The sequence below is a fragment of the Rhodanobacter thiooxydans genome, assembly GCF_021545845.1.
Lineage (GTDB): Bacteria > Pseudomonadota > Gammaproteobacteria > Xanthomonadales > Rhodanobacteraceae > Rhodanobacter.
In genome coordinates, this window is record NZ_CP088924.1 from 54659 (window position 1) to 79446 (window position 24788).

Annotated in this window: 21 protein-coding genes and 1 pseudogene; 20 read left to right on the forward strand and 2 right to left on the reverse strand. The window is 65.4% G+C overall.

Annotated elements, in window-relative coordinates:
- Nucleotides 1-96 precede the first annotated feature (96 nt).
- From LRK53_RS18405 to LRK53_RS18470, 14 genes are all read left to right on the forward strand, one after another.
- Nucleotides 97-2436: an ATP-dependent helicase gene (locus LRK53_RS18405; protein WP_235642832.1), complete on the forward strand. Its 2340-nt coding sequence runs from the start codon at nucleotides 97-99 to the stop codon at nucleotides 2434-2436.
- Between the two features lie 157 nt (nucleotides 2437-2593).
- A complete protein-coding gene (locus tag LRK53_RS18410; protein ID WP_235642833.1) occupies nucleotides 2594-3907 on the forward strand; it encodes a hypothetical protein in 1314 nt (437 codons plus the stop codon).
- 24 nt (nucleotides 3908-3931) lie between these two features.
- Entirely contained in the window at nucleotides 3932-4414 is a 483-nt protein-coding gene (locus tag LRK53_RS18415; protein ID WP_235642834.1) for a hypothetical protein, read from the forward strand.
- A gap of 137 nt (nucleotides 4415-4551) precedes the next feature.
- Nucleotides 4552-5085, forward strand: coding sequence for a hypothetical protein (locus LRK53_RS18420; protein ID WP_235642835.1), 534 nt, complete (start codon nucleotides 4552-4554; stop codon nucleotides 5083-5085).
- A 101-nt stretch (nucleotides 5086-5186) separates the two neighbouring features.
- Entirely contained in the window at nucleotides 5187-5723 is a 537-nt protein-coding gene (locus tag LRK53_RS18425) for a hypothetical protein (RefSeq protein ID WP_235642836.1), read from the forward strand.
- Nucleotides 5724-5820: 97 nt separating this feature from the next.
- Nucleotides 5821-6762, forward strand: coding sequence for a hypothetical protein (locus tag LRK53_RS18430; protein WP_235642837.1), 942 nt, complete (start codon nucleotides 5821-5823; stop codon nucleotides 6760-6762).
- A 563-nt stretch (nucleotides 6763-7325) separates the two neighbouring features.
- Complete coding sequence (gene dnaB, locus LRK53_RS18435) at nucleotides 7326-8729, forward strand: replicative DNA helicase (RefSeq protein WP_235642838.1); 1404 nt, start codon at nucleotides 7326-7328, stop codon at nucleotides 8727-8729.
- Between the two features lie 262 nt (nucleotides 8730-8991).
- A complete protein-coding gene (locus tag LRK53_RS18440; RefSeq protein ID WP_235642839.1) occupies nucleotides 8992-9564 on the forward strand; it encodes a hypothetical protein in 573 nt (190 codons plus the stop codon).
- Between the two features lie 127 nt (nucleotides 9565-9691).
- The gene (locus LRK53_RS18445) at nucleotides 9692-10015 is read left to right on the forward strand and encodes a hypothetical protein (RefSeq protein ID WP_235642840.1); all 324 of its coding nucleotides are present in this window, start codon (nucleotides 9692-9694) and stop codon (nucleotides 10013-10015) included.
- A 5-nt stretch (nucleotides 10016-10020) separates the two neighbouring features.
- Complete coding sequence (locus tag LRK53_RS18450; RefSeq protein ID WP_235642841.1) at nucleotides 10021-10332, forward strand: hypothetical protein; 312 nt, start codon at nucleotides 10021-10023, stop codon at nucleotides 10330-10332.
- Nucleotides 10333-10362: 30 nt separating this feature from the next.
- The gene (locus LRK53_RS18455) at nucleotides 10363-10965 is read left to right on the forward strand and encodes a DUF3761 domain-containing protein (RefSeq protein ID WP_235642842.1); all 603 of its coding nucleotides are present in this window, start codon (nucleotides 10363-10365) and stop codon (nucleotides 10963-10965) included.
- A gap of 62 nt (nucleotides 10966-11027) precedes the next feature.
- Nucleotides 11028-11954 carry a hypothetical protein gene (locus LRK53_RS18460; protein WP_235642843.1) on the forward strand — a complete coding sequence of 309 codons (927 nt, stop codon included), beginning with the start codon at nucleotides 11028-11030 and terminating at the stop codon, nucleotides 11952-11954.
- Between the two features lie 136 nt (nucleotides 11955-12090).
- Nucleotides 12091-12465, forward strand: a complete 375-nt coding sequence (locus LRK53_RS18465; protein ID WP_235642844.1) for a hypothetical protein — start codon at nucleotides 12091-12093, stop codon at nucleotides 12463-12465.
- A gap of 718 nt (nucleotides 12466-13183) precedes the next feature.
- Nucleotides 13184-16150: a DUF6531 domain-containing protein gene (locus LRK53_RS18470; RefSeq protein ID WP_235642845.1), complete on the forward strand. Its 2967-nt coding sequence runs from the start codon at nucleotides 13184-13186 to the stop codon at nucleotides 16148-16150.
- Nucleotides 16151-16326: 176 nt separating this feature from the next.
- Here the strand turns inward: LRK53_RS18470 and LRK53_RS18475 are convergent, their stop codons facing one another.
- Nucleotides 16327-17313 (reverse strand): DNA-binding protein, encoded by a 987-nt coding sequence (locus tag LRK53_RS18475; RefSeq protein ID WP_015447915.1) that lies wholly within the window; start codon nucleotides 17311-17313, stop codon nucleotides 16327-16329.
- 93 nt (nucleotides 17314-17406) lie between these two features.
- A complete protein-coding gene (locus LRK53_RS18480; RefSeq protein ID WP_037089531.1) occupies nucleotides 17407-18390 on the reverse strand; it encodes a DNA-binding protein in 984 nt (327 codons plus the stop codon).
- Between the two features lie 167 nt (nucleotides 18391-18557).
- On the opposite strand from LRK53_RS18480, the gene LRK53_RS18485 reads away from it, so the two are divergent.
- The 6 genes and pseudogenes from LRK53_RS18485 to LRK53_RS18510 all read left to right on the forward strand — a co-directional run.
- A complete protein-coding gene (locus tag LRK53_RS18485; protein ID WP_027489472.1) occupies nucleotides 18558-19721 on the forward strand; it encodes a tyrosine-type recombinase/integrase in 1164 nt (387 codons plus the stop codon).
- Entirely contained in the window at nucleotides 19718-20026 is a 309-nt protein-coding gene (locus LRK53_RS18490) for a hypothetical protein (RefSeq protein WP_027489471.1), read from the forward strand. The genes LRK53_RS18485 and LRK53_RS18490 overlap by 4 nt, the downstream gene beginning before the upstream one ends.
- 111 nt (nucleotides 20027-20137) lie before the next feature.
- The gene (locus LRK53_RS18495; RefSeq protein WP_027489470.1) at nucleotides 20138-20467 is read left to right on the forward strand and encodes a hypothetical protein; all 330 of its coding nucleotides are present in this window, start codon (nucleotides 20138-20140) and stop codon (nucleotides 20465-20467) included.
- Nucleotides 20468-21047: 580 nt separating this feature from the next.
- Nucleotides 21048-22817, forward strand: a complete 1770-nt coding sequence (locus LRK53_RS18500) for a copper resistance system multicopper oxidase (RefSeq protein WP_027489469.1) — start codon at nucleotides 21048-21050, stop codon at nucleotides 22815-22817.
- Complete coding sequence (locus tag LRK53_RS18505; protein WP_027489468.1) at nucleotides 22814-24073, forward strand: copper resistance protein B; 1260 nt, start codon at nucleotides 22814-22816, stop codon at nucleotides 24071-24073. Before LRK53_RS18500 ends, LRK53_RS18505 begins: the two co-directional genes overlap by 4 nt.
- Nucleotides 24074-24082: 9 nt before the next feature.
- A pseudogene (locus tag LRK53_RS18510) lies at nucleotides 24083-24778 on the forward strand (c-type cytochrome); the annotation flags it as partial.
- Between the last annotated feature and the right edge of the window lie 10 nt (nucleotides 24779-24788).

Sequence of the window (24788 nt, forward strand, 5' to 3'; positions counted from 1 at the left end):
GCGCGCGATCGACCCGCGCAAAACATTCCCCACTCAGTTTGGCGGCCCGAAGGGCCGTGGTATTTGTCATTGGCAGAACGCAAGCAAGAGGCAGGCATGAGTCACTCCGCACGACGCGAACTCACAGCAGAGCAGAAGGCCGTTGTGCGCCATACCGAGGGTCACGCTTTGGTCGAGGCAGCACCGGGCTCCGGCAAGACCACGGTGCTCGTCGCCTACCTGCGCCGCCTCGTAAAGACTGGCGGCAATCCCAACGCGATGCTGGCACTGATGTTCAACAAGAGCGCCCAGCTGAGCTTTGAGGCCCGGCTGCGACGTGCTCTGGGCGAGGGTCCGATCCCTGACGTGCGCACGCTGCATTCCATCGGCAACCGCATCCTCGCGCAGCTGGTGTCCGGCGGCATGCTCCCGCGCGAAAAGCTCGAGACGTCCGGCAAGAAGGCCGACGCCTTCGCGAGGCGCGCGCTCAAAGAGGCCTGGGCCCGCACCGGCGGCTCCGCCACGCCGACCCAGGCCCAGTACCAGGGGTTCAGCCAGTTCATCACGCTCGTCAAATCCGACCTGCGACCGCCGGCCGAGGTCTTCGAGGAGAGCGGCTTCGCTCCGGACTGCCGCGCGTTCGTCATCGCCTTCCAGCTGCTACTTCAGGACCAGGAGAAGCGGCGGGTGATCTTCTACGACGATCTGATCTATCGCCCCATGGTGTATCTGGACGCACATCCTGAGCTGTGGTCGATGTTTGCCAACCGCTACGAGCGCATCGTCGTGGACGAGTTCCAGGACATCAACGCCATCAGCTTCTTCATGGTCCAGGGGCTGGCGGGAACGCGCGCTTCGGTGATGGGTTGTGGCGATCCCAAGCAGAGCATCTACGCCTTTCGCGGCAGTCGCGTCACGTTGATGACCCGCCACTTCGAGCAGGTATTTCAGCCCTGCACTCGCTACCCGATGAGCCGCACGTTCCGGTTCGGCCACGAGATCGCAATGATGGCGAACAACCTCATCACGCTGAGCGAGGAAAAGGGGCTCGGCCTGGTGGTCGCGGACAACGCCAATCCGAAGACCCGCGTGGAGCGGATGCCCTTGAAGGCGGGCAAGGATTCCGGTGTCGTCGAACTCCTGGCGCCGTATGAGCACGCCGGGCGCCTGCGCGATACCGCGATGCTGGCGCGCAACTTCAGCCACCTTGTGCCCTACGAAATCGAGCTGGCGGAGGCGGGCGTGCCGTATCACGTCTACGGCCGCGAAGGCCTCCTGTTCCTGCCGGAAATCGCCGCGCTGGTGTGCGCAGTCAGCCTAGTCGCCGGGCGTTGGATCATAGAGCCCGAAGATCGCGTCCACTTCATCTTCTCTCTCCTCACGACGCCCAGCCCGTTCATCACCTACGAGATCCTGCGCGAGGTGGCCGAGGACATGGAGCCCTATCTGGAGGGCGCCGGGCGTCGGGAGCTGCCGGGCATGCTGGCCAAGATCGCCGCGTCGATCCGGTCCAAGAACGCGCGCGGCGCGCAGAACCTCGACGAGCGCGTCGACGCGCTGCGCCTGTTGGTGGGCGGTACGCTGGCGCAGGCGCCGGCCGCCACGATCGTGCGGGCCTACATGGCCCATACCCGTATGCGCGACGTCATCGAGCGTGCCGCGCCGACGCCGGAGCAGGCTGCCGAGTCGCTGGGGAACCTGGACGCGTTCGTGAAGCTCGCCGAGCGCGCCGGCTCGATCGATGAGTTTCTGGAGGTGCTCGGGCCGATGGCAGCACTCAAGGGCGATGAGCCTCCCGCCGGAGACCACGTCATGCTGACCACACTCCACCGCAGCAAGGGTCTGGAATGGTCGCTCGTCATGATGGTCGGGCTGACCCGCGGCGTCTTTCCGAGCGCGCTGCCGGACAAAGATGTCGATGAGGAGCGCAGGCTGTGCTTCGTGGGCATCACGCGTGCCATGGACCGCCTGGTTCTCTTCCACCCGGACGATTCGACGCTCGATCGCACGTTGACCGACCTGGCCTGGCACCACCGGCAAAGTGATCCGTCGTCGGCGAGCCCTTACTTGTTCGACTGCGACCACGGCCCCGTCCGCGTGGCCAGCCAGCTGATTGAAGCGGGAGCCACGGGCACCATCGTGACGCGACAGGACCGCGCCATGACGGCCTACATGGAAGCGCTGGGCGTACCCATCAGCATCGAGCTGACGCCTGAGGCGCAGGCCCAGCAGGTGCGCGCGGCAAGCGTGGCCGACTGCGGGCAGCTCCCTCCCGGGTACAAGCCGCGCCCCAGTGAGGAGCTTTACCACCCCGAGCACGGCGCATGCGTGGTCGTCGAGGCGCTCTACGCCCCCGTCCACATGATGCGGCGCTTGGCGGACAACGAACGATTTAGCGCAGTCGTGGACAGGGCCAACGGCTGGGTGATCCCTCTGAAACTGCCGGCGACCGCCTGACCCGCGGCGGGCGAAATACTGGACGGGCGTGGGCGCTCAATATCCTACAGAAGTAGTGCGAACTTTTTGCCGCCCCCGCGGGCGTTACAACAGGGTTGTCGCACGCCGCGAGACCGCCGCCCGGTAGTTTCGCGACCGCTAACCCGCGAGGAATGCCATGACCACCCTGATCGACTTCAACGCCATCGCCGCCAAAGTGGGGCAGCCCGCCGTCAACGATCCCAGCGCCTTCGCCTGCCTCGGCACCGTGGTCGGTAACGATCTGGTCGACGTCCTCAAGCTCGCCGACGCCGGCAACGAGCAAGGCGTGAAGTGGCTCACTCGCTACGTCACCGCGGCGCGCTTCCTTGAGTCGCTCTTTCGCATCGGCTTCGCCGACGCCGGCTTCCATCAGGCCTTCCGCGTGCTCATGCAGCACGGCCCGGAGCGCGTGCGCACGGTCGCCACGGCCGCGCTTCGCGGCGATGGCACGGCAAAGCGCGACATCAGCCAGTGGCTCCTGAACGCCGCTACCGGGGACGATCGGCCGTGGTCACCCTCCGCTTCCCGGCGTGGCACCGAAGGCCCGGGACCCGCCGCTGCGACTGGCACGGTAGCGGTGCTGTCGCGGCGCAACAGCGCCATGCCTGCCCCGAACAGCCCGACGGGCGAAGTACGCCGGTCTCCGCAAGCGGGTGCGCAGGACGCGCCCGCGGCACGGCGCCCCGAGCAGGGCCAGCAGCGGAGTGCCGAGGGACCGCGCCAGAACGGCCACCCTGGCCCCCTGGAGCGCCGCCCGGAGCCGGCCCGCGCGCCCGCTGCAGCCCGGCCGCAGTCCGCCTTCCGTCAGCCCGCCTCGCGCGACGAGGACACGAGCGGCCGTTCGTCGGCGCCGGCACCTCGCACCCCGCAACAGGGCGAACAGCGCGAGTACGACTCGACCCACGTCTACGGTGGTCGGGCCGCGCTCGAGTTCCAGGCCAGCACCACGAAGCGCGGAAAAGCGACGGTGCAGATCGATGCGGCCACTGGTAGCAACAAGGTCTACAACTGGCACGACAAGATCGTCTTCCAGCTCACCAAGGTGGAGATGCAGCTCATGACCGCGCTGCTGTACGGCCACCTGCGCAAGCTCCACTTGTCCGGTCACGACGACAAGTGGCTCAACGTCGAGCATCAGGAAGGCCAGTACGCCGGCACCATCAAGTTCACCATGGGCAAGGGCAAGGCCGACGCATTCAAGCCGCGCACGGTGCAGCTGAGCTACGCCGACATGGGTGAGGTCCACAGCCTGTTCATCCGCCAGACGTCGACGCTGCTGAAAGTGGCTCCGATCTTGGTCGAGCGCGTGGTAAGGCAGGTGGCCACTTCCTACACCGCGGCACAGGAGGCGCGGGCCGGACAGGGCGGGGGAGCACAGGGCGGTAGCTACGGCGGCCGCCAGGGTCAGGATGGGCAAGGCGGTGCCAACCGTCGCTATGCCCACGGATAACAGGCAAGAAGACAGGGAGTCCGAATGAGTGGAACCATCCTTACGATCCAGTCGTCCGCGGTGTCCTCCGCGGGCGGCGAGCTGCTGGCCAAGGCTCGGCGGATTGCTCGAGCCTTGGTCGAGTCGCTGGACACCGTGGAGCGGGCGCTGCGCGATGTCCACTTCCTGATGCTGACCACGAAGCAGGGCCATGCACGCTTCGTGCAGACCGTGCCCGACGTGATGGGCGTCGAGCGCATCCTCAATGCGATCGAAGGCGCCACGACTCGAAGGTATTGTGTGGTCGCCTGCGCGCCGGTCACCGAGGGTGATGGCGCCTGCATCCTGTTCCACCTGCAGGAGCCGAACGGGCACGCCGCTGTTCACATCGGCCAGCTGGTGACCACCCCGGACGGCCCGACGATCGACGCAACGACGATCCTCCAGCCAGGCCACACCGTGGCGCTGCCGTATTCCATCAGCGGCGCCACCGCCGCCGCCGCGCACGGCCTCGCCCGTCTCCACTGAGGGGCAGCCCTGAAACCCTGTAGGCCCGCCGCGAACAGCTCTCGGCCGGGGAAAACAGCCGCGCGGACCGGCGCATTTCAGCGCGCGGCTACCCCGAGCACGGGGCATTCTGCTTCCATGACTATGAGGACCACACCATGACGTTCAGCCATAACTGCCTGACGGAGACCGAAGCGCAGGCCCAGTTGCGCCAACGTCTGGCGCAGCATCCAGACTACCCGCCAGCCGTCGGATCAATGTCCCGCAGCGCGTGTCTCGTCACGGCGGCCCTGGTGTGCTTCTTCGCCGGCAGCCTGTCTTTGTCCATGACGTCTGGTGAAGGGGCTGGCGTCTGGATCGGGATCACCCTCGTCGCCCCATCCATCATCCTGGCTGGGCTCGCCTGGAACCGGCACATGCTGGAGACAGATCCGGCAATCCGCCGGTACGCCATCAAGGCCGAGTATCGGCAGGCCAGCAACGAGGATCTCGCATGGCTGCATGGTGTGGCGAAGCAGTACCCCGCCGTTGGCGACGCCGTGCGGTCTTGGTTGGGCGCCGGGAAGGGTATCCGCGAACGCGATCTCCGGGCGATTCGCGCGTATACGGTCAAACAGGAACCCATCGTTGCTCGGCGCGAGCTATTGCAGAAGCTCCGTAGCGAGGTGGGCGCGCCCGACCCCGCAACCTGACGGGCGAGTGGGGCAGACCCATCCGAAGTAGCACGTCATGTCGACCAATGCTTGTCGCGCGTGCCCTGCATCTCCGCAAAATGGTTACGAGGAATCTCCTGATGACTTTCGATCACCAGTGTTTCAGCCACGAACAGGCGGCCGCCGACAAGGACCGTCGCCTGTCGGCCCACCCCGACCTCCCGCCAGTCGTCGGCCGCTTGAAGCTGAGTAGTTTCCTTGGAATGGTCGCTGTAAATCTCATCGCGGCAGGCTTCATCGTAGCCCGCAGCTCGACGGATGAAACAGATATGCAGTGGATCGGAGCCACCGTCGCCGTAATCGGCATGTGCGTGGTGGCGGGCGCCTTGAATCGATGGGTCCGCGAGCAAGATCCGGCGATCCAGCGCGCGCGCGTAGAGGATGACTTCCGCAAAGCGGATAACGGCGACCTGGAGTGGTTGCAGACCGCTGTCGCTCGCTACCCATTGATCGCAGACACGGTGCGGTCGTGGCTGCAGGAGGACAAGGTCATCCGGCAGCGAGACATCCGCGCCATCCGCGCATTCACCGTCAAGCATGATCCGGTGGTTACGCGCCAGAAGCTGCTTCAGCAGTTGCGCGTTGCCGATGGTTCGTCGACCGCCCAGAACGCCTGACAACCCGTGTCCCGGGCGGGCAGCGCCGCGTCGCGCGGAGCCGTAGGCAGCGCTGCCATGGGCACATCCATAACCAATCCATGACAGGCAAGACCCGGTGAATGACGCTTCAGCCGATCTGCGCGGGCAGCCCAGCTCCGATATTGCCCCCGGGGTCGCGCGCCCTGAGAGCAACGGTCTGTGCGCGCTGGCCACGTCCCTCGACGCTCTTTATCTCGCGCATCTCGATCGCCTCCAAGCCGCCGCGGAGAACGCCATCGCGCTGGTGGGAACGCTGAGCGGGCTGGGATACCTTCCCGGCCAGACGGCCATGCTCAACAACGCCCTCGAACGCACCGCGTCGGCTCAGGACATCTTTCGCCAGCTTGCCGCGCTGCTGATGCTCCGGGCGCGCCCCGAGCTCGACCCGATGGGCGCTAAGGCCAGCGTCCCGGTCGAGGACCTGATCGACTGGACGACCCAGCCTCCGCGCCACACGCTCGGCGCGCTCGATCACGCACTTCAGAAAATCCGCTACGCGCGGGGCCACTCTCTCGGAGAGTTCCTCCGCCGGGTGATCGTCCGCCTCACGCCCGAGAGCGTCCCGGACGACGCACGAAAGCAAGCGGCCGAAGAATTGATCGTCAGCGTCGGCATGCGCATGCCGACCGCCTGGGTTCTGTCCCACGGCCCCAGTGACTTCGGCACTGTGGTCTATTCCCACCTCACGCGACAGGACCAGGAAATGCCGTGGCACTTGACGCCTGCGCAAGTGGCCAGCATCGACCGTGCGCTGATCTCGCTCGCCACGATGTGTGCCGTGTGCGGGCAGGCGCCCCACGCCGTAAGCCTGCAGGAAGCCGGTGGCGCCGTGGTGAAGCGACTGCGCTACATGACCAAGCAGTACGGCGACGGCGACTTGCACGCCATTGGAACCGCGGTGCGGCTGGTGCTCCACCGTGACCGGATCGCCTTCCACCTCGCCCCAGAGGTCTGGGCCGTCGCACGTCGCGTCCTGCAACAGCACGTGGCCGGCATTGAGCTGGTGGCGTCGCGGTGACGGACCGCGGCTCCCGTGCGGACCGGCAGGCCACTCCCCATCCATCCATCGAGCCAGGAGGCTTGACCATGTCAGAGAAGAATCACAGCTGGATCGCGCAGCTACTGATGGGCGCCGGCACCGTGGGGATCATTCTCACGCCTGTCCTCGGCCTTGCGGCCGTCACGAAGCATTAGGGCCTTGCTGGACTCGCCGTTGCAGGCGCCTCCATCGCAACCCTCGCGCGGTTGATATTCTGGGTGCTACTGCCCGCGCCAGTGGCGAACAAGACCTGCGGCCTTGAGTCCTTCGAGTGCACCTACGCAGAGCTGGCCGCCACATACAGTCACGTGCCCTGGACGGGCATCCTCATCGTCTGCTGGACGGTCGCCGGGGTCAGCGTTGCCCTGACTCTCATCGCCCCTCGCCGGTAGTCTTCCAAGGAGCGAGAGGCGGGCAGCCAGCGACGGGGCTGCGTTGCCGCCGCGAAGTCAATTTGGAGAGCTTCAGGCGGCCCCGCGGGAGCGTTTGGTGACCAGCGAAACGTCATGCAGGGTGGAAGGGTCGAAACAACCGCAGAGCCCATGAACGCACAGCTGCAGGATCAACCCTTCTCCTATGAGGAGCCGCCCAGAGGGCTCCGCGTACCCCCTAACTCACGCGAAGCTGAGCAGGCGGTCATTGGCGGCCTGCTGCTGAGCACCGAGGCGCTGGATACGATCGCCGGCGTCGTGTCGGCCGACGACTTCTACAGCCGCGACCACCGCATCCTTTTCGAGGCCATCGTCGACCTCAACGAGCAAGGCGCGCCGGCCGACGCGGTCACGCTCTCCGACTGGCTTGGTCGACACCAGCATGCTCGGGGCATCGAACCCAGCTACGTCATTCACCTGGCGAACATCACGCCCAGCGCCGCGAACATCGTCGCCTATGCGCAGATCGTGCGCGACAAGGCCACACTGCGGCGCCTGGCCGACGTGAGCACCAAGATCACCCAGGACGCTCTCGCGCCCTATGCCGCCGATGCCGAGGAGATCGTCCAGCAGGCCGAACAGGCCATTTTCAAGATCGCTGAAGGGAACGCCACAGGCAGGAAGGAGATCCACAGTTCCACGGATGTCTCGAGAGCTGCCTTCCAGGTCCTCGTGCACCGCTACGAAAACCGCGGCCAACTCACGGGCGTCGCCACCGGCTTTGCCGATCTGGACAAGCTGACGGCCGGCCTGCAACCCAGTGACCTCGTGATCGTCGCGGCGCGCCCCTCCATGGGCAAGACGGCCTTCGCGCTCAATGTCGCCGAGTCCGCGGCCGTCACGAGCAAACGAGCCGTTGTGGTCTTCTCGATGGAGATGTCTGCGTCGCAGCTTGGCCTGCGCCTGATCTCATCCATGGGCCGGATCGATGCGCAGCACCTGCGTACGGGCGACTTGGCCGAGGAGGACTGGCCCCGCGTCACTGAGGCTGTGAACAAGCTCACCAGCGCCAAGATCTTCATCGACGACACGCCATCGCTATCGCCGGGCGAGCTGCGATCGCGCGCACGCCGGCTCCACCGCGAACAGGGCGGCTTGGCGCTCATCGTCATCGACTACCTGCAGCTGATGCAGGTGCCCGGCAACTCGGAGAATCGCGCGACCGAGATTTCGGAGATCTCCCGCAGCCTCAAGGCGCTGGCCAAGGAACTGAACGTGCCCGTGGTGGCCCTGTCCCAGCTCAACCGCTCGCTGGAGCAGCGAGCCGATAAGCGGCCGGTCATGTCTGACCTGCGCGAGTCTGGTGCGATCGAGCAGGATGCGGACCTGATCATGTTCATCTACCGGGACGAGTACTACAACCGCGACTCCGAGGACAAAGGGTTTGCGGAAGTGATCGTAGGCAAGCAGCGCAACGGCCCGACGGATACGGTGAAACTCGCATTCCTGGGGAGATACACTCGCTTTGAGAATGCGCATCGCGGCGCTGAGGACACATTCACCGCCGGCTTCTGAGCGAATCCCCGGCATCGTCACGCCAATGGAGAACACATGACATGGACAAACGCACCGGCGTCCGCATGATTCGTACGCTCCTTGGGGTGTGCGTCGCAGGGCCCTTACTCGTCGGGGCCTTCGCCGCACCGCGTGTACGGGCCGGACAACAACTCGCAACCGAGGTCATCGGCCGCACACTCGCATGGAAGGTTGGTCCGGCCGGCTTTAACGTGTCGGTCACAGGTGCAGCGCAGGTCGACCATCGGAGGGGAACGACCGCATGAAGACACCAATGACCTTCGAGGAGGTATACGAGCTTGTCGGCCTGTCGATCGACCTCCGCTTGCGCGAAGCCGTTGGCAACGCCCCGCCGTTGAGCGACCACGACGCATGGTTGATTGACCGCACTTCCCACCCTTTCGTTGTCCTCAATGATCAAGTTGCAGACGGCATGAGGCGTGCTGGGAGGCGTGGGCGTTCGACCGGGCAGGATCTGCGCGAGTCTCCGTTCTGGCCGCTCCTTGAGCACCGCTCCAGCTACGTTGAGGCCTACGAGCGGTTGCGCCCCATCGACGTAGACCAGATCTCGTGCGACGTGATTCACGAGCACCTGGTGAATCGCGGGAACACGGTTCGCTGGAGGGGATGGATCGCCCGAATCGGCTCCGCGTCATTGGTCGATGACGACTACGGGCATCCGACGATGGAGAGAAGTTATCGGGTCTATGACCCGGCCGGCGCGAAGCACGTTGTTCCCGCATCGACCGACGATCCCTCACAGGACATCTTCATGCTCATGACTGGGTGCGGTGAGCCCGACTGGGTGTCCCCGTTGGAGAGGGCAACTCTCTGACGAGTCCGGCCGCGCCGCACGCGACATGGCTACCTGCTGGCAGAGGCGAGACGGCTTGGGTCAGCCTATTCGGTACCGCAGAAAACACGCATGCGAGGCACTCGCATGACGGAGACAAGGAGCTGCAATGGCAAATCGCGTAATACGTTTCAAAGCCGCCGCGTTTGGTGACCTGAAAGTGCTCGGCGCACTCGTCTATGAGGGTGTGGCCGCGAACCTCGTGGATCCCGAAGGCCTCGTCTTCGAGGCCGGCGACGGCACCGGCGAAGAGTTTCCCCTACTGGTCCCCGCGCTGCGCGCCGGTGGCTTCTCCTACGACCATCACGGTGATGGCGTGAAGTGGGGCGCGGATACCGGGCAGTGGAAGACGCACCGCGCGTCCACGGGAGAGGACCGCTATCACCACACGGGCATCGGCGATGTGCCGGCGCTGGCCAGCCAGCCGAAGTAGGGCGCATGACGACAGCGATTGATAGCGAGCTGGCCACTGACATCGCCGAAGCTCTTGAGGTGACGGGCGTGCGTCTTACCGTCGATCAGGTGCGCGAACTGCTCCAAGGCGAGGACGAGCTGGTCGACGACCTCGAGGAATCGGGCGTGGACGACACCGAGCTGCGCGGTCAGCTCTCCAACGTCCTGTCCCTGTATCTGCTCGGCGAGCCGTGGCCCACCTATGGCGACGTTGCGGCCGGGATGGACAACGACGCATTCCTTCGCAGGCTGGCGCAGGCCGCCGCCGAACGCGGATTCGAGATCGTCTCCGAGTAACGACGCGGGCATCGCTGCCAGGATCAAGGTATGAAAGAGACAAGACCCAGCAGTGGAACGGGCTGGATATGGCTGGTCGGCATTGTCGTCGCAGTGGGTGTCTTCTGCGGCGTGGCGGCGATCGTGCCCGGCCCAAGATGCTCCGACGGCACCTCATCGGACGCCATCGGTCGCCGCGGGGCATGCTCCTATCACCGCGGCGTGACATCGGGGCAGGCGTTCCTCGGAGTCCCCGCGGGCCTGTTCGCCGGCATGGGGACGATTGCGCTGCTTGAGGCGATGCTGGCGCGCGCAGCCGCACGCCGCGAGAAAGAGGTGGAGCAGCTGTGGGATCAGGCGCGCGCCTCAAGCGCGACCACCAAGGTCGCCGCGCCGCGCCGCGCCGGTGAGGAGCTGGAAGGCTATCTCCGGCGTGCGATGCTGGCCGGTGGCCTGATCGCGTTCCTGCACCAGGAGGAGGACGGTACCGGCTGGCGCGAACGTACGGTGCGTCCAAGGTGGCTTCAGATGAGTGAGGTCGCCGGCGAGAGCACCTACTGCCTGGTCGGGGATTGCACCGTCGACGGCCGGCGAGTCTTCGCTCTCTCGCGGATCGATCAGGTGCGCAGCGTCAGTCCGGCGCCAGCTGGATGATCACGCCGGTGGTGACGGCGTAGTATCGGCGCCAGCACAGGGACAGCACAGGGGCAGGGCAGATGAACGTCAGAATGGTGGCGCTGATACTCGCAGCGCTGACCCTGGGCGGATGTGGCTCCCATTCGCTGTCGGGAACCTACACGGCGAGCGATGCCCACGCCGCCGTGATGCTGCAGCTGACCGAGGATGCGGATCATCGCCTGATGGGAACGCTGTCCGCCGTGCAGCTCACCCCGCCGGGCGACACCACGCGTGTCGACTTCAGCATCACCGATGGAAGCGTGGACGGCCGGAGCAAGTCGATCGCGCTCACGCTCAAGTCCAACGCGATGTTCGGTCAGACGCGGAATGTCAGCGGCGAGGTGACGTCCAGCGGAATCAACCTGGCGATGCCAGAGGGCCTGCTCCGCCTCTCTTCCGGGACCATGGAGGGATTCGAGCAGTCCTCTCACGCGCTCGAGGTCGCTGGCGCGGATCGGAAGCGGGATCTGGCTCAAGAGAGGCGCGCTGCGGATGCTCTGAAGCGGGTCGCCGAGCTGACGCAGGCACTGTCCAGTTACAACGGGCGGATAGCCGCTAACACCCGCGGTCCTGACGACGTGCGCAAGGAAGAGGAAGGTCTTGTCGCGACCGCGCGGCAGGCGTTGGCGGCCAAGCGCCGCCTCGCAGCAGCGAATCGAGAGTTCGACTCCTCGCAAGCGGGCTTTCGGGTCGGGCAGCTCGCGTTTCAGTTGAACCTCCTCCGGTTGCAGGTCGAGCAAGACGTGCAGATGGGACACGAGCACATTCAGGACCTGGACCGCCAGGTAGCGAACAACCCATGCACCACGCAGGCCTCGATCCCCGGCTGTGTCGCGCTCTCCGGCGAACTGGCCCGGTATCAGTCCACACGCAGCCGAGTGCGAGCGGAGCTGGGGCAGCTCGCGCAGGATTTGGCCACCAACCTACCGGCCATGGGTGCCATCAACAAGGCCGCTGGAAACTGATGGTGGAGGAGCGCTCCGCACGGACGCCGGGCTTCACGGCCCACTCGCCGGCCAAAGCACAGCCGACGTCGAGTCGTGATCGGACCAGCAACCGTCCTTCCAATAGACCGCCGATGCGGCCCCGACCGGAACCCTGATGAACGATTCATACCGCATTGAATGGATCCACGGCGGCGGCCATTACGCTGCGACCTTGCACATCAGCGGCGACGCGCTCAAATCGCTCTCGATCGTCGCGTTCTCGGCGCCAGAAGGCGATTCCAGCGCCCAGTTGATCTTTGCATTTCACAATCTTCAGGTGGATGGCGCATGCGTAGACCGGTCTGATAGCGGCGCTACCTTGGTTTGGAAGCCGCCGCTGAGCTGGTTGCAGGCGTGGCTGGTGAGGGTTGGCCTGCGTACGCGACAACCCGAGCTGGTCGTCTTTGCAGTCCCCATTCCAGCCCACCTGGCCGACCGCCTCATGCGCACCTACGACGTCCCAGCCGCGCCGCTGTCGCGGCGGAGTTGAGCGCGGAACACGGATAGGGCAGTCCGGCGAAGGGAAGCCGTCATGCACCTGGGTGCCAGCTCGTCTCGTGCCGAGAAAAGGGACCCCACCGACGCCCTCCTTTTGCGCGGTGATCAAGGTGGTTGCGCCTTACCGTCTGCGGTGCCGCGCAGTTCAGCGCCCCGCCGTTGGTCCACCTATGCCGTGCTCCGCTCGCTATCACCGCCCTGTGCACCTTGGGCTTGTCCTTGCTGCATTCCTTGAAACCTGCGGCGCCTCCGCCACAGATCTCCGGTACACCTACGAGGGGCAGAACTTTGCGAGCCTCGGCGCCGCGCAGAGCGCCCTCAGGGAGGCAAATCCCTACTGGAATGACGCGCTCGCGTTATGCAGAGTCTCCCGCGAAAGCGCAGCCACCGCGCTAACCTACTGCACGTCGCAGCAGATTGGCACTCCGTGGACCAACGTCTACAGGACGCCCTCGTTTACCTCGCTTGCGTGCGACACCGATGACCCGGGTCTCGGGAGCTACTGCAGCAGCGAGGCAGCCCTTGTCCAGGCCATCACCAGCAGGGTGGTCGACGGCACCACGACGTGCCTCGTGTCCAGCTCGATCACGGGCACCGCGCCGGCGGCGCCCTACAGCTGGGGCGACAATCCTTATGTCGTCCGCGGCGTGACCCAGTTCCGATACGCCTCTGGGAGCATGTTCAACCCGGACTCTCCGCGCACGCTCGTGTTGGAGACTCGCACGTGCGGCTCGACCGGCTCGATCTCGAAGCGCTACTACCAGCTGCGCTGGACCGCGAACCTGACGTGCCCCGCCGGATTCACGCCAGCCACCGGCCCCAGCAGTGCGCAATGGCCCCGTGTATGCAATGGCGGCAGCGTGCTGCTACGCAAGCAGTCCCTCGAAAACGTTACGTCGTGCCCGCACACGGACCACCCCTGCGCGCCGGCAACCGGCGAGAAGCTCCTGACTGAGGTGGACTTCACTTGGCGTGGCCACCCCTTCACGCGGATGTACGCGTCGGGCCACGAGACGCCGGCACAGAGCGGCCTCGGCCCGACGTGGTCGCACGCCTGGACGCTGCGGCTGACCCCGCCGACCTCGGTGAGCCCGTCCTCGCTCGGGGAGCTGCGCACCGCGCGGAACGACGTGGTGCAGTTCAAATACATCGCGGGCAGCACGTCGGTCATGGCCGCCGTTGGAGCGCGCGACCAGGTGCTTCAGCGCGAAACCGACGGTGGGTGGCTGCTCACTACGAACGCCGGCGATGCCATCCGCTTCGACAGCACCGGCGCGCTGCGCAGCATGGGGCCGGCCGACGATCCCTCCCAGCAGCTGACCTTCGACGTCGCTGGCGCCCAGATCCTCGCCGCCCACGACGCCACCGGCCGCTCCCTCACCTTCGTTTACGACCAGGGCATGCTCGCCGGCGTGCGCGACGATGCCGGGGTCGAGCTGGCCACCTACACCTACGACGCCGCGAAGCGCCTCACGGCGGTTACGTTCCCTGACGGGAAGAGTCGCCAGTACGCCTACGGCGAGGTCGACCACCTGTGCGTGGGGGCGTCCTCCAGCTGCTCTTCTTCCTTCTTTCAGACCCACCTGACCGGTGTGACCGACGCAGCCGGCCGGCGCGTCCTGGACGCGTCCTACGACGAGTCCGGTCGGGTGGTCGCCAGCATCCAGCCGGGCGCCAGCACCACGACGCTCACCTATGGCGCGGTGGCTCAGACCGAGGTCACCCAGTCCGGCGAGGGACGCGTCGCGTGGACGTTCTCCAACGACCTGATGCGCCGCCCACTCGCGCGCAAGGTCTACGACGGGGCGACGCTCGTCAGCTCGGAGACCTGGACCTATGCGAGCGACAGCTCCTACACGCTCTACACGAATCCCGATGGCGTGGTGACGCGCACCACCTACGACGCGCGTGGCCTCGAGCTGACGCGCGTTGAGGCCGAGAGCAAGAACGGCAACACATCCCTGCCGGACAAGCGCACCACCGTGACGACCTGGAGCACCGGCACGACCCCCCGTCCGGCGACCGTGACCGTTCAGGACGCCGCCGGCACCGCCGTGCTTCGCTCCGAGGTCACCTACAACGGGCGCGGCCAGCCGGTGGCGATCACCGTCACCGATCCGCGTACCGCTCGCAGCCGCGAAGAGACGCGGGTCTACTGCGAATCGGGCGATGTGGGAAGCGGAGGCTGCGCCGTGGTCGGCCAGCTGCTGGGCACCGAGGCGCCCGGCGGCGGAGTCACCAGCTACGCCTACCGTACGGCGCCGGCGCCGGGCTGTGCGGCCACCAGCTGCGACTACCGCGCCGGTGACCTGCACCAGATGACCGATGCCGTGGGACACACCCAGTCGATCGACCGCTACGACGCGGCCGGCCGTCCAATCGCGCTGACCGACGCCAACGGCGTCCAGACAACGCTGAGCTACGACGCGCGCGGGCGCATGCGGGCCACGAACGTTGGCGGCCGCGCCACGGCGTTCACCTACGACGCCGGCGGGTTCCTGGCCAGCGTGACAGATGCCGACGGCGTGGTGCTGCACACCACCCACGACGCGCTGGGCCGGCTCACCGACGTGCGCGATGGGCTGGGCAACACGATCCACTACACACTCGACGCGGCCGGCGGCCGGGTGAAGGAGGAGGTGCACGACAGCAGCGGCACGCTGAGCCGGAGCCTCTCCCGCGTGTTCGACGCGCTGGGACACGTCAAGGAGCTGCGCGACGCTCTGGGCCGCACGGTGCAGAGCTACGGCTACGACGCCTCGGGCCGGCCGACCTCGGCGGTCGACGGCCGCGGCGTGTCGCATCGCTGGAGCTACGATCCGCTGGGCCGTCTGGTGTCGTCCGTGGACGACGTGGGCGGCACCGACGCCGGCACTGCCAACGCGACCACCAGCATGGCCTACGACGCGCTGAACCAGCTCGTCGGCGTGAGCGACCCGGACGGCCTGCCGACCATCTATGACCGCGACGGCCTGGGCAACCTCACCGGCCAGCACAGCCCCGACACCGCGGAATCGGGATTCACCTACGACGATGCGGGCAACCCGCTGACGGCCACCGACGCACGCGGAATCACCACGACCCGCACGTTCGACGCGCTGGGCCGCGTGCTGACCGAGAGCTACCCGAACGCCGCGGAGAACGCCGTCTACACCTACGACGAACCGGACACGATCACCGGGTGCGCCGCGTCATTGCCGATCGGGCGCCTGACGCGCGTGGTCGAGGCGAGCGGGGTGTCCACGGTCTACTGCTACGACGGGCAGGGCCAGGTCACGCGCAAGACGCAGACCATCGCCGGCAAAGCCAGCGTCATCGGCTATGCCTACACCCCGGCCGGACGCCTCGCCTCGATCACCTACCCGAGCGGCGCGCGCGTGGCATACACGCACGACGCGGCGGGGCAGGTGGCCGCGGCGACGTTGCACCCGCCCGGCGGCGGCAATGCGCAGCCGATCGCGACCAACGTCCACTACGCACCCTTCGGGCCGGTGGCCAGCTACACGCTCGGCAATGGCCAGACCGTCGCCCGCACCTTCGATGCGAACGGCGAAATCGCCGCGGTGACCAGCGCCGCGGTGGATCTCCAGTTCACCCGCGACGTGCTGGGCAACATCACGGCGCTGTCCGGCGCGGAAACTCGGAAACCTACAGCTACGACGCCCTGCAGCGGCTGACCGGCGTGCGGGATGCCGCCGGCGCGGTGGTCGAGGCGTACACCTACAACAAGACGGGCGACCGGCTGAGCAAGGCGGGCGCAGGCCTCGCTGGCGGCACCTACGCCTACGCGCCGGGGACGCACCAGGCTAATTTTGCCCAACCCCCAAAAATGTAAAGCGCGTCTTTCGATGTTCTAATGTTGCCGGCGTTTTCGAGGCGGTGCGGGTGTCTGAGTTAACCGAGCTTCTGCGGCTTTCGCCCGGGCTTCGAGCGACTGCACCGCCGTGCCCATCCCTTCCAATTGCCCGCGAACTGCGGCCAACTCGATGACCATCCGATCCCGCTCTGCGACAGTAGTGGCCAGTGCTTCAAGGCGGATATCACGCTCAGCCAACTCGCGACGATGGCGCCCTGCATCCAAGCGTAGCTCCGCCAAGCTGGCCTGCTGCTGTTCCAGTCGCTCTCGCGCTTTGGTCAGCTGGTTTTCCGCGCGCCGCTGGCCTTCGCGTGCGGCGTCGATCTCCTGCAGCATGCGTGCTTGCGCGATCTCCAGTCGCTCATTCGCTTTATCGCGTTCGATCTGGAAAGCCGCATCTCGGCTCGCGATCGCGGCTTGGAATTCCTCGGCCTGTTCGGTTTGAGCTTGACGGATACGTTCGATCTGTTCAGCCGTCTCGGTCTGCAAGGTGATGAACCTTTGTTGCAGCGCCTGCCCATCCTGCAGAGCTTGGTTCTTCGCACCCATCTCGGTCTCCACGCGCGCTTGCTGCGCGGCAACTTCATGTCGAAGTGTTTCGCACTGTTCGGTCAGTGCTGTCGCCATCTCCATGGCATCGGCGCGCGTTTGCAGGGCTGCATTCCGCTGCTGCTCGGCCTCCGCCAAAGCGGTCTCCAAGGCGCCCCGCTGTTCGGCAAATACCGCTTCGCCCTGCTCGACAGCGGACACCCACAGGGTGCGCATCGCATCGGCCACAGCGGCCGGGAGATCGGCGCCGAGGGCGTCCGCTTTTGTACGTTCGTCCTTCCACAGCTTCAACTCGTCATTGATCGTCGTGCGGCTGCCCTGCTGGATGGCCGTATAGATCTGGTCGACCGTGATTTCGTGGGGTCGTTTGCCGCCGACAACGAGCTGGGCAGCGGCTTCGCGGGTACGTTGGCGGGTATCACTGACACGGCTCATGGGCATTCTGGGGTTTGGGGAGCAACGGAACGGAAAACCGGGATAAGCACGAAAAGTCTTTACAGATCATAGTATTTCGTATCAACGCAGCTCTCATTTTTGCTTGGATGGACGGCGTTTGTGAGCCACGGTCATCTGGTTCTCTGCGGCCACTGCGCGGGCTTCCGCTGATTGAAGTGCAGCCGTCAAGCCACTGACCTGTCCCCGTGCGTCAGCCAGCGCCAAGGCAAGCTGGTCGCGCTCTCCCGTGATGGTGGCCATCGCTGCTAAGCGCGCTTCGCCCTCCGTCAATTCCCGACGAAGATGCGCCATGTCCAGGCGCAATTCGGTGAGATTGGCCTGCTGGTCTTCACTGCGTTGCCGCAGTTTGGCCAATTGCTGCTCGGCGTGCCGCTGTCCTTCACGCGCGGCATCGGTTTCCTGCAGCATGCGCGCCTGGGCAGCCTCCATGCGTTCGTTGGCCTTGTCCCGCTCCGCCTGAAAGGCGGCATCGCGGGCGGCTATCGTTGCCTGGAAGTCGGTGGTCAACCGGTCGTGAACCTGCCGCGCGGTGTCCAGTTGCTGGGCCATGTCGGCGCGAACGGTCGCCACCTCGTGCTGCAATGACTGAACCCGGGCAAGGGCGTCACGCTTGGCCTCGATTTCTCGGGCGAGCTGCTGCTGGATCTCAATGCTCTGTTCGCGAAGTTGACTGACCTCGTGCTGCAGTTGGTGAACCGAGGCCTGCGCCGCATCTCGTTCGACGACAACGGCATCGTACGCACGCTTCTGTGCTTCCAGATCGGATTCCAGCGCTTGGCGGTGCTCGTTGAAGGCATGCTCCCCCTGTTCCACGGCTGCCACCCAGAGTGCGCGCATGGCATCGGCGATCGCCGGCGGTAGATCGGCGCCGAGGGCGTCGGCCTTGGCGCGCTCATCCTTCCACAATTTCAACTCATCGTTGATGGTGGTCCGGCTGCCTTGCTGGATGGTGGCATAGATCAGGTCGACAGTGAGCTCGTGGGGGCGTCTGCCGTCTGCGACCAGGGCAGCGGCGGCTTCGCGGGTACGTTGGCGGGTGTCACTGACACGGCTCATGGCGGCTCCAGTCACTCGGCGGGTCGTTTTTGGAAAATTCAAACAATGTATATCACAGTATTACGTTATATATATAACTATACATTCAGGAAATTTACGATAACTCCCATAATCGAAAGTCTTTTGGCAGTACGCTGCGTTTCCCGTGGTGTCGGACATCGGAAAGCATGACTGAGCCCTTGTTGAGCCTTATGACGTGGCCCCTCACCTTGCCGCCCGCCCTGTCGGGAGGTAACGGAAGCAACCGAGCCCCGGCCAGCGTGGCGCGGCAGATCGCCGCCAACGACGACGTGGCCGCCATCGGCCTGTGGCTGGCGGAATATCACGACTCGCCGCATACCTTCCGCAGCTACCGCAAAGAGGCCGAGCGGCTGCTGCTCTGGGCCACGCAAGTGCGTGGCAAACCGGTGTCCAGTCTCACCCGCGAGGATGTGATCGCGTATGAGGCGTTTCTCGCCCAGCCACCGGCGACCTGGTGCGATGCCGGTCTCGCCCGCCGGGGTGAGCATCGACGACTGTTCGTCGGGCCGTTGGCCGAGCGCAGTCGCCGCCAGGCGCTGGGCATCCTCGCCGGACTGTTCAACTACCTCGTGCGCGCCGGCTATCTCGCCGGCAGCCCGTTTGTGCTGCAGCGACGACGGGCGCGCCGCGGCACCCGACGCACGATCGAACGCTATCTGGACCGTGCTCTCTGGGAAGAGGTGCTGCGCGTCGTCGACGATTGGCCCCAGGACACAGCGCGGGAACGGCAACGCCACGAACGCGCTCGCTGGGTGCTTCGTTTTCTCTATGAGACTGCGCTGCGGGCTGCCGAAGCGGCGGCCGCCGGCGAAGGTGATTTCCAACATCTTCGGGGACGGTGGTGGCTGCATACCGTGGGGAAAGGTGGCGTCGAAGGCACCATTCCCCTGGGCGATGGCCTCATGGACGACTTCGCACGCTATCGGCGCTTCCACGGACTGCCCGCGTTGCCTTCGGGCGACGGCAACATCCCGGCCATTCTGGGCATCGCCGGACGTCCGTCCCCGCTGACGCCCACGGCGGTCTATCAGGTCGTCAAGGACACCTTCCGACGCGTGGCCGAGACACTGCAGCGGCAGGATGAGGTCAAGGCCACACGAGTGCGCCGCGCATCGACGCATTGGTTGCGGCATACGGCCGCCACGCACCAGGCCGAGGACGGCACACCCATCCATCACATTCAGCAGAACCTCCGCCACAGTTCCATTGGCACGACGTCGATCTACGTTCATGCGGAAGAAGATGCGCGCCATGCCAGTACCACCAAACCACGCATCGCGACCTCGGTGCCTCACGGAGATGTGCCATGACTGACCCCGACGATCGCTTTGGCATGCCGGCGAGCGCATTCCAGGCTGCCCGGGAAAGCCATGGTTTGGATAGCCCGGTTTTTTGGATGGGTATGTACGTACCCACCCGCCAGGAGGTGGCGACATTGCCGGCCACCCAGCTCCTGCCGATCGTGATCGACTGGATGTGGGAAAGTCCGTCGGAGTTGATCCCGAATAACGATCAGATTGCGCAACTGTGCACCATCCTTCGGGCACGACCTGACGCCACCGAGTCCGAGATACGCGAACTGATCGTGGCCTGCGAGGATTATTTGAAGGTGTAACCCCATGGCCTGCAGCAAAGTGGATCATCGGCCAGAATTTCAACGTCCGTACACACGATTGGGCGCACGCTCCCACTGTTGCGTCTGGCAACGCATCGTTGGGACGGCTATATGACCATTTCACGCAAATCATTACTTTCGATGCTTGGCGCCTTGGCGCTCGCATCGGCCCTCAGTGGTGTCGCCTTGGCCCAGGACAGCACGCCCACGAGCGGCATGGACAAGATGGGTGCGATGCACTCGGACATGAAGGGTATGCACCACAACATGATGGGCATGCACATGATGCCGGCGACCGTGACGGCAGCGGATGCGAAGACCGGTGTGGTCGAGGTGACGACCGAAGGCATGACCCTGAAGGTGCATTTCCCACCGTCCGCCATGGCCGGCCTGAAAGCCGGCGACAAAATCACCTTGCATATGGGTTTCAGCAAGCCGTGAATCCCCTTGAACCCACCTCCAGAGTTGAGAGGGCCAGATCGCCCGAGTAAGCTCACTCTATGAGATTCTCGTTGCGTCAGCTTGCGCGTTCTCGTCGCCTCCGGGCGATGAGCGTGTTGGCGTGGCTGATGCTCGTGATCCAATCCGTGGCAGCCGCTCCCATGAGCATGCCGATGGCATCGCATGCTCAGGCCGAGCATACGATGGTCGCCGCGGCCGCAGCACACGGCATGCATTGCCATCACGCGGCCACGTCCACAGCCGCTGATTCCTGCTGCCATCACTCGGCGGACTGCTGCAACGGTGCGGTTGGCCAGTGCGCCTGTGCCGCGATGTGTGCCACGGCGCTTCTGTCGAGGGCGGCATTGATGCCGGCTTCGATGGCATTGACGGCAACCTACGCGATGCCCTCAGGCATAACGGCCCCTTCGGGGACGAACGCGCCACCGCTCCGACCGCCGGCGGTCTGACTCTCCCATCGTTTCGATGAGCATGGCTCACGACGGTCGCGTGTCGACCCTCGTAGCCATCGGCTGTGATCGGCATCGCCACGAGGATGCCGCCTGCCTTGGAGAGGCCCATGAAAATCCTTCCCCCGTCCGCGATGGACTGGTCGCGGCGTCGTTTCGTCCAGGGTGTCGCCTTCGGCGGCACCGTCGCTGCCCTCGGTCTGCTGCGCCCGTCAAAAGCCTGGGCGCTGAACACTGCGGGGCAACCTGCCATCCTCAGCGGCACCGACTTTGCGCTCGACATCGCCGAAACGCCGGTGAACTACACCGGGCGCCCGCGCTTGGCCACCACCGTCAATGGCAGCGTCCCTGGGCCAACCCTGCGCTGGAAGGAAGGCACCACGGTCACGCTGCGCGTCACCAATCGTTTGCGCGTGCCCACGTCGATCCACTGGCACGGCATCATCTTGCCGTTCCAGGAGGATGGCGTGCCGGGCATCAGCTTCCCCGGCATCGCGCCGGGCGAAACCTTCACCTACCGTTTCCCGGTGCGCCAGAGCGGCACCTACTGGTACCACTCGCACTCGGGATTCCAGGAACAGACCGGACTGTACGGCTCGCTGGTGATCGATCCGGCCGGGTCGGAGCGACACCCCACCGCGCGCGATTACGTGGTGATGCTCAACGACTGGACGGATCAGAACCCCGAGCACATCCTCGCCACGCTGAAACGCCAGAGCGATTACTACAACTTCGCGCAACCCACCGCGCCCGAGTTCTTCCGCGACGTGCGTGAACAGGGTCTGCGACAGGCGCTGGCCGAACGCAAGATGTGGAATCAGATGCGCATGAACTCCACCGATCTCAGCGACGTCTCAGGCTACACCTATACCTACCTGATGAACGGCGCCGCCCCGGCCGGCAACTGGACCGGTCTGTTCAAGCCCGGCGAGAAGGTCCGGCTGCGCTTCATCAACGGTTCGTCGATGACGATCTTCGACGTGCGCATTCCGGGCCTGAAGCTGACGGTGATCTCCGCCGACGGCCAAGATGTGGCACCGGTGCCGGTCGACGAGTTCCGCATTTCGGTGGCCGAAACCTACGACGTGATCGTCGAGCCGCAGGAAGACCGGGCGTTCACGATCTTCGCCCAGTCCATCGACCGCACCGGTTACGCGTGCGGCACGCTGGCGCCAAGGCCCGGCATGCAGGCGGTGGTGCCGGCGATGGATCCGCGCATGCCTGTGAGCATGGTGGACATGATGGGGGCGATGGCCCAGGGCGGCGGACACGGCGGCATGTCCGGGATGGCGGGCATGGCCGGGATGCAGGATATGCCCGGCATGGACATGAGCGGCATGGCAACAGCTGCCGCACCGGTGGTGCATCACGCCCGCACCGAATACCACAACCCGGGCGTCGACATGCACGTGGACATGCCACGCACCAACCTCGATGACCCGGGTACCGGCCTGCGCGACAACGGCCGACGCGTGCTCACCTATGCCGACCTGCACACGATTGGCGGCTCCATCGACCCGCGCGAACCGAGCCGCGAGATCGAGCTGCACCTCACCGGCAACATGGAGCGCTACATGTGGTCGTTCGACGGCGTGAAGTTCTCCGACGCCAAGCCGGTCCATTTCCGCAGCGGCGAGCGGCTACGCCTGGTGCTGGTCAACGACACCATGATGAACCACCCGATCCACTTGCACGGTATGTGGAGCGAGCTGGAGAACCCGGACGGGCAGTTCCAGGTGCGCAAGCACACCATCAACGTGCAGCCAGCTCAGCGCATCGCCTACGGCGTGAGCGCGGACAACCTGGGCCGCTGGGCCTACCACTGCCACATGCTGTATCACATGGAAGCGGGCATGTTCCGTGAGGTGGTGGTGTCATGACGATCAACCGTTGCATCCGCCCATTGCGTGCACATCGGTCACTGTTACTGGCCGCTCTCCTGCTGGCGTTGCCATTGGTGGCCACCGCGCAGAGCGCACCAGCGTTCAGCAGCACGTCGCCGATGGATATGAGTTCCATGTCAGGCATGAATCACGGCAGCATGCCCGGCATGACCATGCCGGCTCCCGCGAGCAGCACGCTGAAACCCGCGACGAAAGCGCCCGCCAAGAAAGCCAAGAAGAAACTCCGCGCTGCACAGCCAACTCCAGCCTCCCACACCATGCAAGACATGAAGGGTATGGATCACGGTGCGATGCAGGGCATGCCGATGCCCGCCAAGCCGGCTTCGTCGGCGGCACCCACCGGTGACATGTCGGGTATGGATCACGCCTCGATGCCCGGCATGAGTCCGGAGGGCATGAAGGGGATGGACCACGCTGGCATGGTCGGCATGGATCACGGCGCGATGCCCCCAAAGGCACAGGGTGGCATGGCCGGTATGGGCGCGATGCCCGGCATGACGATGGGCCCGATGCAAGGCGGCAGTCCACCACCGAACGCGCGCAGCCCGGACTATTCCGACGGCGTCGGCTACGGCCCCATGCTGGGTATGCACATGCTCGACGACGCATCGCAAGGCATGCTGCTGATCGACCAACTGGAAGTGTTCCACGGCCGTGACGCGAACGGCCAGGTCTGGGAGGCCGAAGGCTGGTACGGTAACGACGAGAACAAGCTGTGGATCCGCACGGAAGGCGAACGCAGTCGCGGCAAGCTCGACGATGGTGATCTGGAAGCGTTCTGGAACCACGCCATCGCTACCTACTGGAGCACCCAACTGGGTGCTCGCCAAGACATAGGCGCAGGTCCGAAGCGGACGTGGGCCGCGTTCGGCGTGCAAGGCCTGGCGCCGTACTGGTTCGAGCTGGAAGCGACCGGCTACGTCGGCACCAACGGCCGCACGGCCGCGCGCCTACGGGCCGAATACGAGCTGCTATTCACCCAGCGATTGATCCTGCAGCCCGAGGCCGAGGTCAATCTGTACGGCAAGGACGATCCGCAACGACGCATCGGCAGTGGCGTATCCGACGTGCAGTTCGGCCTGCGCCTGCGCTACGAGTTCCATCGTCAATTCGCGCCGTACATTGGCGTGAACTGGGTTCGCCGCATCGGCACCACGGCCGACTATGCGCGGCAGGATCATCAACCCGTACTCGACCGGCAGATCGTGGCCGGCGTCCGCATCTGGTTCTGAGGGACACCCATGAAAAAACACACTGCGCACGTCATCACGGTCGCCGTCACCTTGGGCGTGTTGGCCATCGGCGCCGGCGCGTTCGTCTATTCCGGCCTGTACAACATCGGCGCGGACGACCATCACACCAAGCCTGTGTTCACCGTGCTGCAAACCCTACGCGACCGCTCGATCCACTTGCGTTCGGACGATCTGACCGTGCCGAACCTCGACGATCCGCAACTGATCCTGAAAGGTGCCGGCCAGTACGCGGCGATGTGCACCGGCTGCCACCTTTCGCCGGGGGTGAACGACTCCGAGTTGCGGACCGGCATGTACCCGCAGCCGCCCAATCTCTCCAAGGTGCACGTCGATCCGAAGGATGCCTTCTGGGTGATCAAGCACGGCATCAAGATGAGCGCGATGCCCGCCTGGGGCAAGGCGGGCCACGACGATCCGACGATCTGGAGCATGGTGGCCTTCCTTGAAAAACTGCCTGGCATGACGCCCGCCGAATACAAGGCGATTGTGGCCAAGGCGCCGCCGGACGAGGACATGGACATGGATGAAGGTGGCGCCCACAGTCACGAAGACGGCGACGCGCATGCCCACGGTGAGGCGGCCATGAAGGATATGGACATGTCCGGCCAGGATGCGACTTCCGCACCGACGCCTGCAACGGCCCGCTCGGTCGGTGCGAAGCCGACCGGCGACGGGCACGCGCATCCGTAACGGA

Bases quoted from the DNA above. Each gene is read 5' to 3' on its own strand.
- LRK53_RS18405 (WP_235642832.1), top strand. From the start codon at position 97: ATGAGTCACTCCGCACGACGCGAACTCACAGCAGAGCAGAAGGCCGTT.
- LRK53_RS18410 (WP_235642833.1), top strand. From the start codon at position 2,594: ATGACCACCCTGATCGACTTCAACGCCATCGCCGCCAAAGTGGGGCAG.
- LRK53_RS18415 (WP_235642834.1), top strand. From the start codon at position 3,932: ATGAGTGGAACCATCCTTACGATCCAGTCGTCCGCGGTGTCCTCCGCG.
- LRK53_RS18420 (WP_235642835.1), top strand. From the start codon at position 4,552: ATGACGTTCAGCCATAACTGCCTGACGGAGACCGAAGCGCAGGCCCAG.
- LRK53_RS18425 (WP_235642836.1), top strand. From the start codon at position 5,187: ATGACTTTCGATCACCAGTGTTTCAGCCACGAACAGGCGGCCGCCGAC.
- dnaB (WP_235642838.1), top strand. From the start codon at position 7,326: ATGAACGCACAGCTGCAGGATCAACCCTTCTCCTATGAGGAGCCGCCC.
- LRK53_RS18440 (WP_235642839.1), top strand. From the start codon at position 8,992: ATGAAGACACCAATGACCTTCGAGGAGGTATACGAGCTTGTCGGCCTG.
- LRK53_RS18445 (WP_235642840.1), top strand. From the start codon at position 9,692: ATGGCAAATCGCGTAATACGTTTCAAAGCCGCCGCGTTTGGTGACCTG.
- LRK53_RS18450 (WP_235642841.1), top strand. From the start codon at position 10,021: ATGACGACAGCGATTGATAGCGAGCTGGCCACTGACATCGCCGAAGCT.
- LRK53_RS18455 (WP_235642842.1), top strand. From the start codon at position 10,363: ATGAAAGAGACAAGACCCAGCAGTGGAACGGGCTGGATATGGCTGGTC.
- LRK53_RS18460 (WP_235642843.1), top strand. From the start codon at position 11,028: ATGAACGTCAGAATGGTGGCGCTGATACTCGCAGCGCTGACCCTGGGC.
- LRK53_RS18465 (WP_235642844.1), top strand. From the start codon at position 12,091: ATGAACGATTCATACCGCATTGAATGGATCCACGGCGGCGGCCATTAC.
- LRK53_RS18475 (WP_015447915.1), bottom strand. From the start codon at position 17,313: ATGAGCCGTGTCAGTGATACCCGCCAACGTACCCGCGAAGCCGCTGCC.
- LRK53_RS18480 (WP_037089531.1), bottom strand. From the start codon at position 18,390: ATGAGCCGTGTCAGTGACACCCGCCAACGTACCCGCGAAGCCGCCGCT.
- LRK53_RS18485 (WP_027489472.1), top strand. From the start codon at position 18,558: ATGACTGAGCCCTTGTTGAGCCTTATGACGTGGCCCCTCACCTTGCCG.
- LRK53_RS18490 (WP_027489471.1), top strand. From the start codon at position 19,718: ATGACTGACCCCGACGATCGCTTTGGCATGCCGGCGAGCGCATTCCAG.
- LRK53_RS18495 (WP_027489470.1), top strand. From the start codon at position 20,138: ATGACCATTTCACGCAAATCATTACTTTCGATGCTTGGCGCCTTGGCG.
- LRK53_RS18500 (WP_027489469.1), top strand. From the start codon at position 21,048: ATGAAAATCCTTCCCCCGTCCGCGATGGACTGGTCGCGGCGTCGTTTC.
- LRK53_RS18505 (WP_027489468.1), top strand. From the start codon at position 22,814: ATGACGATCAACCGTTGCATCCGCCCATTGCGTGCACATCGGTCACTG.